Consider the following 9,199-nt stretch of genomic DNA (forward strand, 5'->3'; position numbering starts at 1 on the left):
TTTCGAAACTTTTGTGTTGGAGAGGTTTTCTGACGGTTTTTTAGTTTTCTTAATGGATATGTTTACCATTTTAGAAGGGTGGGTCATATCATGAGTGCAAGTAAATCTTATTGGTCATCTTTGTTAGTGGGGTTGTGATGAGGCTATCCTAGGGGAGGGTGAGTAATCTTATTTGGGGTAGGGCGTTTTGCCTTCGCTAGATTTATTTTAGTTGTTTGGCAGGACAAAATTTTATTTTTATCAGGATGGAAGATGGTGGATAAATTGAACTCTAAAGCTAGTTCCTTTAAAAGGGTTTCGGTAAATATCCTGTCGGCAGAGAACATAATAAAGAATAGGATGACGGAAAGTGATGAGAACGTTTGTAGAAATGCTTCTATAGGGCATTCTATTGTTTCAGAGGAGGAAAGTGCGGCGGCTTTTATACGTGTTATGGCGCAATTAAAGGTGCAGGTTGGTGTTGAGGCTTATACCAGTTGGTTTGGACGTGTGAAGCTTGCTGAATATAGTCATACTCTTGTAAAGCTTTCTGTTCCTACTGCTTTTTTACGTTCATGGATTAATAATCACTATGGTTCTCTTCTGACACATTTATGGAAACAAGAGAATTCAGCAATTCTTCGTGTTGAAGTTATTGTTCGTGGTATGGAACGCGTTTCAAGAGATGTCGTTTGTAAAAGAAGTGTTCCTCCTGTTGTGCTAGAGGAGCAGGCGACTTCATCTTTTGTTGAAAGTTGCGCAGAGCATTCAGTTAAGAATTCTCAAACGGGAGTTTTTGGATCTCCACTTGATTCTCGCTATACTTTTGAAAGTTTTGTTGAGGGGGCTTCTAATCGTGTTGCTTTAGCAGCAGCGCGTTCCATTGCAGAAGGGCATAAAAGTGCCTTACGTTTTAATCCTCTTTTTATTCACGCATCTGTTGGCTTAGGAAAAACACATTTGCTTCAAGCGATTGCTGCTTCTGCATTGAAGCGTTTAACGTCTGCGCGCGTTATTTATTTAACTGCTGAATATTTTATGTGGCGTTTTGCAACAGCTATTCGTGATAATGATGCTCTTTCTTTTAAAGAACAGCTTCGTGATATCGACCTTTTGATTATTGATGATATGCAGTTTTTGCAGGGTAAGTCGATACAACATGAGTTTTGCCATTTGCTTAATATGTTGCTTGATAGTGCAAAACAGGTTGTTGTCGCTGCAGATCGTCCACCAGCAGAATTAGAATCGCTTGATCTTCGCGTTCGCTCTCGTCTTCAGGGAGGGGTCGCTCTTGAAATTGAAGCACCAGATTATGAAATGCGTTTGCAAATGTTGCGCCAGCGGTTGAAGGTGGCACAACAAGATGATGGCATGGTATCAATTTCTGATGATATCTTGGAATATATTGCGAAAACGGTTTTAGGGTCTGGGCGTGATATTGAAGGTGCATTTAATCAGCTCTTGTTTCGTCAATCTTTTGAGTCTGATTTATCTTTAGAGCGGATTGATGAGTTATTAGGTCACTTGACACGTCCTGGTGAACCTAAGCGTATTCGGATTGAAGAAATTCAGCGTACGGTAGCACGCCATTATAATGTTTCTAAACAGGACTTGTTATCTAATCGTCGAACACGTACGGTTGTGAAGCCACGGCAAGTTGCAATGTATTTAGCAAAAGTATTAACTCCTCGCTCATTGCCAGAAATTGGGCGCCGTTTTGGTGGGCGTGATCATACAACAGTTTTACACGCTGTGCGTAAAATTGAAGATTTGGTTTGTGGTGATCAGACCTTGGCTAAGGAACTTGAGTTGCTTAAGCGGTTGATTGGAGAACAGGCTGTATAGTGTTTATCGTTTCTTTCTTTGGAGAGACTTTAAAGAATTTAATGAAAAGATTTATTTTTTCTTATGCAGGAGTGACTTGCCATTTTAAGAGAGGTTTAATAAACTCTAGCAGGCGATTCTCTAAAGGGATCTATTCTTTAATTCTAAGGAATTCTTATAGTTTTTAGTAAATCATACGGGGCTTTTATGCGTATTACAGTTGATCGCAGTCAATTTCTCAAGTCTCTTGGTCGGGTTCACCGTGTGGTAGAGCGCCGTAATACTGTTCCTATTTTATCGAATGTGTTGATTGATGCAGAAAATGGCCGTGTACAGTTAAAAGCAACAGACCTTGATTTAGAGGTTATGGAATCTTTTGCAGTTAATGTTAAACAAGCTGGAGCAACAACTGTTCCGGCACATTTGCTCTATGATATCATTCGAAAACTTCCTGATAGCAATGAAGTTGTATTATCCCTCGATGAGAATCAAGCAGGTACAATGTCCGTTGTTTCGGGTTGTGCACATTTTCAGCTTCAATGTCTTCCGAAGGCAGACTTTCCAGAGTCGCTTCCTGGGCAATTTGGTTATCGTTTTTCTCTATCGGCATCAGGCTTAAAACATTTACTTGATTGTACACAATTTGCTATTTCTACTGAAGAAACCCGTTATTATCTTAATGGTATTTATTTCCATATTATTAATGATGGTGTTTTGAAATTGCGTTTGGTTGCAACTGATGGTCATCGTTTGGCACAAGTTGAGATGGAAGCTCCTTCGGGAGTTGAGGGAATGCCTGGTGTTATTGTTCCCCGTAAAGCTGTAGGAGAATTGCAAAAACTTCTTTCAGAAGAAAATGATAGCGATGTATGTATAGAGCTTTCGGAGACAAAAATTCGTTTTTCTATAGGCTCTGTGATTTTTACATCAAAATTAATTGATGGAACATTTCCAGATTATCAACGTGTTATCCCTCTTGGAAATGATAAAGAATTAATTGTTAATAGGCAGGACTTTTCTTCTGCAGTTGATCGTGTTTCAACGATTTCAAGTGATCGGGGGCGTGCAGTTAAATTAACGATTGAGCATGGACAGTTAAGGCTTGTTGTTAATAGCCCAGATTCGGGCAGTGCAGAAGATCAATTATCAGTAACTTATGCATCTGAACCGCTTGAGATAGGATTTAATTCACGTTATCTTTTGGATATTGCTGGGCAGCTTTCAAGTGATGAGATGGTTTTTATGTTGGCTGAGGCTGGAGCACCAGCTCTGATTCGTGATAATGATGATGCAGATGTGCTCTATGTACTGATGCCTATTCGCGTTTAGGGGCAGTTGTTTTGCAATGCATGGCCAGTCATGTGCACAAAGTGGCAGTGAGGCAGCTGAAGCTTTTACGTTATCGCAATTATTCTTTTTTCAATATTCATTTTTCTGGTCAGCATGTGGTTTTTACTGGCCATAATGGTGCTGGTAAGACGAATCTTTTAGAGGCGTTATCTTTTCTTTCTCCTGGTCGTGGTTTGCGGCGTGCTGTTTATTCTGACGTTAGCTTTGTAGATGGTGGTGGTGGAGGATTTGTTGTATTTGCGCGTCTTGAATGCGCTCTTTATGGTGAAGTAAAGATTGGTACAGCTTTTGAGGTTAGCGATAACAGTCGAAAGGTCCATATTAATGGTGTGAATGAGTCGAGTGATTGCCTAACAGATTATTGTCATATTAGTGTCCTAACACCGTCTATGGATGGTCTTTTTACAGGTCCTTCACTTGAGCGCCGTAATTTTTTGGACCGTATGGTTTTGGCGATTGATCCCTTGCATAGGCGCCGCATAGCCGATTATGATAGAGCTATGCGCGCACGAAATCGTTTGTTTTTAGATGGAAATGAAGATTGTGCTTGGTTTGATGCTTTAGAAAAGCAAATGGCAGAATTGGCGACAGCTATTTCTGCGGCGCGTGTTGATGTCATTCGTCTTTTAAATGACATGTTTACACAAATGCCCTCACATATACCTTTTCCACGAGCTTTTTTGCAAATTGATGGTTTTTTAGAAACAGCTCTTAGTGAAATATCAGCAACTGAAGTTGAAGAACAATTTTGTGATCGATTACGGCATAATCGCGCAATGGATCGTGCTGCTGGTCGGACGTTAGAAGGACCACATCGTGCAGATTTGCAGGTTTTTTATGCTGATAAAAATAGAGCAGCAACATCTTGTTCAACAGGTGAACAAAAAGCGCTGCTAACAGGTTTAGTTTTGTGTCATGCACGTCTAACAGGTATGATGTCGGAAAGATCTCCCATTCTTCTTCTTGATGAAATGGCTGCCCATCTTGATTCGCATCGACGTGCTGCTCTATTTGATATTCTTGATGATTTAGCTGTACAAACATTTATGACAGGAACAGATCGTCTTTTATTTGATGATTTAAAAGGACGCGCAGAATTCTTTGAGATTAAGGATGGAGCTTTATTGCCGTAAAAACATGCTAAATATTTTTTTAATAAGTGATAGGTCTGAAAGAAAAGGCTTGCTATGTCAGAGATAATAACGATTTTAAATGGTCCTAATTTAAATTTTCTAGGTCAACGTGAGCCAGAAATTTATGGAACTGAAACTCTAGAAGATATTGAAAAAAGATGCAGAGAATGGGCAAAAAAAAATGATATCATAATAAATTTTTATCAAAGTAATTGTGAAGGGCAATTAGTAGCATGGATACAAGAAGCAATAGAGGCAAGTTCTGGATTGATCATTAACCCAGCGGCTTACAGTCATACATCTGTTGCACTTCTTGATGCCCTAAAAATGTTTTCAGGGCCGAAAGTAGAAGTTCATTTATCTCATATTTATCAGCGTGAAGCTTTTCGTCACCATTCTTATACATCTGCAGGTGTAGACGCTATCATAACTGGGTGTGGAGGTGATGGATATCGGTTTGCACTTGAGTATATTGCAAAACAATTAAGCAAAACAATTAAATTGTGATAGGTAAAGAGTAAGCGTTTAATAAGAGTAATATAGGCATTTAATTCTCTTGATAATTATTTTCAAATCTGTACAATGTGAGGTATATATTTATGACAGTTTTTAGTGCGTATGACGGGGGTAAATAGAGATGAAAAGCTTTGTTAGACAATTAGAAATGCTTGTGATTTTAGGGGGAGCACTGCTTTTGTCTGGTTGTAAAATTGATGTTATGCAGCCATCAGGTTATGTTGCACGTCAACAGCTCATTTTGATCGTTGTTTGTGTGGTGGTGATGCTTTGTATTGTTATCCCAGTTATGGTGAGTGTGGTATTTTTAGCTATAAAATATCGTGCATCGAATATGAAAGCGGACTATTCTCCTGATTGGGCACATTCAAATAAAATTGAAGCATTTATGTGGGGTATTCCAGTTGTAATTGTAATGGTTTTAGGTTCATTAACAGCTTATTATACCTATAAGCTTGAACCTACAAATCCTCTTCCAGTGGAAGTTGTAGGTGAAGGAAAGCCATTACAGATTGATGCTGTTGCTCTTGATTGGAAATGGCTTTTTATTTATCCTGAATACGGTGTTGCATCGATTAATGAGATTTATGCACCTGAAGGACGTCAAGTTTTATTGCAATTGACGTCAGAGAATTCTGTCAATGCTTTTTGGGTTCCCAAATTGGGTACAGTTCTTTACGCTATGCCGCAGATGAATGCTAAGTTGCATTTGGTCGCTGAAGAGCAAGGAGTATTCAAAGGAGCCTCAGCAAATTATAGTGGTGATGGTTTTTCGGGTATGCGGTTTAAGTGGCATTCTGTGTCTTTGCAGGATTTTGAGGATTGGATTGTAAAAGCTCGGGCTAATGGTCGAGTACTTGATCGTTCATCTTATCGTCAACTTTCTATTGCGCCTCGTATGGGTGATATTGCTGCGAAGGAAAAAGATGCTGAAGTTCGTTATTTTGCACCTGTTGAGAAGCGGCTTTACTATCGTGTTGTTAATCGATGTGTCGATGAAAAGACGGTATGTAATGAAGATTTAATGAAACGTGCTGCTGCTCAGACGCTATGGGGTGCACTATGTTCAGTATTTGATCCTGATGTTATTTAACAGAGTCAATAAAGTAAAGAGCCCTTTTAACAAAGGTTTCTTTTAAACTTGAATTTCATTTGAAATGGGTTGAGAAATGTTTGGAAGACTTACAGATCCTACGGCAGGTGCTTTTCATGCGCTTGCACATGAACCGATCGTTTTGTATACATGTATTGCGATTGTTTTGGTTGGTTTAATTGCTGTTATTGCTCTAACAGTACTTGGGTGGTGGGGGATTCTATGGCGAAATTGGATTACAACGGTTGACCATAAACGCATAGGTATTATGTACATCGTTCTTGGAATTATTATGCTTGTTCGCGGTTTTGCGGACGCACTTATGATGCGAACGCATCAAGCTTTAGCTCTTGGGAGTGAAACAGCAGGTTATTTGCCCCCTGAGCATTTTGATCAAATTTTTTCGGCGCATGGTACGATCATGATTTTTTTCATGGCCACGCCTATTTTATTTGGTCTTTTTAATTATCTTATACCGCTTCAAATTGGTGCGCGTGATGTTGCTTTTCCCTTTGCAAATAATCTAGGTTTTTGGATTACGGCTGCAGGGGCGATATTGATTAACATATCCCTAGGTGTTGGGAATTTTGGTCGTGGTGGTTGGTTGATGTATCCACCTTTTACAGAATTGCAAACGAGTCCAGATACAGGGGTAGATTATTATTTATGGTCACTTCAGCTTTCTGGTATTGCAACAACAATGGGATCAGTGAATTTCATTGCAACGATGATTAAAATGCGTGCTCCTGGAATGACAATGATGAGAATGCCTATTTTTTGTTGGAGTGCTTTTGTCAGCAATGTTCTTATTGTAGTCATTTATCCTGTTTTGGCTGTAGCATTTGCACTCTTGGCATGTGATCGTTATTTGAACATGAATTTCTTTACCAATGTTGGTGGCGGAAATCCGATGGTATGGATTAACTATGTTTGGGTTTTTGGTCATCCTGAGGTTTATGTTTTGGTTGTTCCTGCTTTTGGAATTGTTTCTGAAGTTGTATCAACTTTTTCTTCAAAACGCCTCTTTGGTTATACTTCAATGATATGGGCCATGTTGGTTATTTTGATTCTTTCGCTTCTTGTTTGGGGACATCATTTCTTCACAATGGGTGGGGGTGAAGCTGTAAATACCTTCTTTAGTATTGCTACGATGATTATTGCAGTTCCAACCGGTGTAAAAGTTTTTAATTGGCTGCTTACGATGTATAGAGGTCGGATTCGCTTTGAGCCTCCTATGCTTTGGTGCATGGGTATGATCTTTACATTTGTTGGTGGTGGATTAACAGGTGTTTTATTATCTATTGTTCCTGCTGATTGGCAGTTTCATAATTCGCTCTTTTTGATAGCACATTTCCATCATACAATTATTGGAGGTGTGGTTTTTGCGTACTTAGCGGGGATTGCATTTTGGTTTCCAAAAGTTTTTGGTTATAAACCAAATCGCATACTAGGTATTACATCTTTTTGGTGTTGGTTTATTGGTTTTTACCTTGCCTTTTTCCCCGTTTATGCGCTTGGTTTAATGGGGGCGACGCGTCGTCTTCAGCATTACATGGAACCTAGTTGGCAGCCGATGTTTATTATTGCTGCATTGGGTGCTTGTATTATCTTACTTGGTATCCTTTGTTTCGTGCTACAGGTTGTTTTGGCGATTTGGTACGGTATTAAGCATAAAGGGCACTTACCGGTAACATTAAATGATTCTTGGGGTGATGCACGTACACTTGAATGGTTTACCTCTTCACCGCCTCCTTCCTATAATTTTGCCCTCCTTCCAAAGATACAGTCTGATGATGCTTATTGGAATATGAAGAAAAGTGGTTATCAACGGCCGACAAGTGGATTTACAAAAATTCATATGCCATCGAATACATCGGCTGGAATTATTGCTGGCTTCTTCTCATTAGTTGTTGGTTTTGCGCTTGTTTGGCATATTTGGTGGCTTGTTGCGGTTGGACTGGTTGGTTTTATCGCAACGCTTGTGTGTCATTCATTAACAGGTGATCATCATGGTTACTATATTCCAGCTGAAGAAGTGCAAAAAACTGAAGATGCCTTTACGGCTGTTCTTAAAGAACGAGGAGTAATAGTATGAGTGCTGTAACAATGAATAACGCGAGCACTATAGATGAACTTCACCACGATAGTAGCTCGGTAATGACGTTTGGTTTTTGGGTCTATATTCTTTCAGACTTAATCCTGTTTTCGACACTGTTTTCAAGTTTTGCTGTATTTTCTGCTTCTTATGGTGGTGGTAAAGCGGGCAGTGAGTTTATAGATTTAAAGTTTGTTTTGGTTGAGACTGCTTTCTTGTTGTTTTCATCCGTCACTTATGGCTTTGCAATGGTACAAGCACATAAAAATAACATCAGTGGTGTGCGTTTATGGATGGCTATTACCTTTGTATTGGGGTGTTGCTTCATTGGTATGGAACTTTACGAATTTCATGAACTTTTGAGTGAGGTTTTTTATTTCGATCCAAATGCTTATGCGGGTATTGATCCTGCAACAGGTTTACAGCTTTTTGGACGGGAAATTCTCTCTGCTTATTGGTCAGCATTTTTTGCTTTGGTTGGCACCCATGGACTTCACGTAAGTGTTGGCCTTCTTTGGATGGTTGTGATGTTTTTTCATCTTCGTCGTAATGGCTTGGATCAGAACAATAAGACACGTTTAGCATGCCTTTCCATTTTTTGGCATTTACTTGATATTGTATGGATTGGTGTTTTCACCATGGTTTATCTATTAGGAGCGTTGTGATGAGCGTGCAAAATGAAACACATGGTCCCAGTACTGGTTCCTATTTGGTTGGTTTTATTCTGGCTGTATTTTTCACTTTGGGTTCTTTTATTCCTGTGATGTATGGAATGATGGAAAGTTGGGCAGTTAGTACAAAGGTTGCGTATCTTATTGGGATGGCGATTATTCAGATTATAGTACAAATTGTTTTCTTTTTGCACTTGAATTCTGGTCCAGACGCCAAGTGGAATTTAAGCGCGTTGTGGTTTGCTGCTATTTGCGTTTTTGTTATTATTGGGGGAACTTGGTGGGCTATTTCTCATTTGAATTATAATATGATGGGTGGTTCAGGACGTGTTATTGAACCGGAAATATCAAGTAGAGATGATTCTTCAGTGCCTGAGCAGTTATCAACCAAAGATATATCCGTAAGAAAACAGCCAGAAAAGATACAGGGCTCAGAGGTTTCGATGGAGCAAGGTGCAAGTACGCAAACTCCTGTAGATCAAGCACCTGGTTCAGAAATGCCCATGGGGCAGGGTCTAAGTACGCAAACTCCTGTAGA

The 9,199-nt window shown here is 39.5% G+C and carries 8 protein-coding genes; all 8 read left to right on the forward strand.

What is annotated here, in order from left to right; all coding sequences use genetic code 11:
• Positions 1-252: 252 nt before the first annotated feature.
• Entirely contained in the window at positions 253-1,824 is a 1,572-nt protein-coding gene (gene dnaA / locus ACFIME_RS08520) for a chromosomal replication initiator protein DnaA (RefSeq protein WP_375611430.1), read from the forward strand.
• A gap of 186 nt (positions 1,825-2,010) precedes the next feature.
• Complete coding sequence (gene dnaN, locus ACFIME_RS08525; RefSeq protein WP_375606188.1) at positions 2,011-3,132, forward strand: DNA polymerase III subunit beta; 1,122 nt, start codon at positions 2,011-2,013, stop codon at positions 3,130-3,132.
• Positions 3,133-3,152: 20 nt separating this feature from the next.
• A complete protein-coding gene (recF, locus tag ACFIME_RS08530; protein WP_375684792.1) occupies positions 3,153-4,286 on the forward strand; it encodes a DNA replication/repair protein RecF in 1,134 nt (377 codons plus the stop codon).
• Positions 4,287-4,340: 54 nt separating this feature from the next.
• The gene (aroQ, locus tag ACFIME_RS08535) at positions 4,341-4,793 is read left to right on the forward strand and encodes a type II 3-dehydroquinate dehydratase (protein ID WP_375632160.1); all 453 of its coding nucleotides are present in this window, start codon (positions 4,341-4,343) and stop codon (positions 4,791-4,793) included.
• A gap of 130 nt (positions 4,794-4,923) precedes the next feature.
• Positions 4,924-5,895 (forward strand): ubiquinol oxidase subunit II, encoded by a 972-nt coding sequence (cyoA, locus tag ACFIME_RS08540; protein WP_375684793.1) that lies wholly within the window; start codon positions 4,924-4,926, stop codon positions 5,893-5,895.
• 76 nt (positions 5,896-5,971) lie between these two features.
• Positions 5,972-7,990: a cytochrome o ubiquinol oxidase subunit I gene (cyoB, locus tag ACFIME_RS08545; protein ID WP_375617542.1), complete on the forward strand. Its 2,019-nt coding sequence runs from the start codon at positions 5,972-5,974 to the stop codon at positions 7,988-7,990.
• The gene (locus ACFIME_RS08550) at positions 7,987-8,655 is read left to right on the forward strand and encodes a cytochrome (ubi)quinol oxidase subunit III (protein ID WP_375617543.1); all 669 of its coding nucleotides are present in this window, start codon (positions 7,987-7,989) and stop codon (positions 8,653-8,655) included. Before cyoB ends, ACFIME_RS08550 begins: the two co-directional genes overlap by 4 nt.
• On the forward strand, positions 8,655-9,199 hold a 545-nt coding region (cyoD, locus tag ACFIME_RS08555; RefSeq protein WP_375684794.1), incomplete at its 3' end, for a cytochrome o ubiquinol oxidase subunit IV. The genes ACFIME_RS08550 and cyoD, both read left to right, overlap by 1 nt.

It is taken from the genome of Bartonella sp. AP1QHHD, assembly GCF_042196265.1.
In the GTDB taxonomy this organism is placed as follows: Bacteria; Pseudomonadota; Alphaproteobacteria; order Rhizobiales; family Rhizobiaceae; genus Bartonella.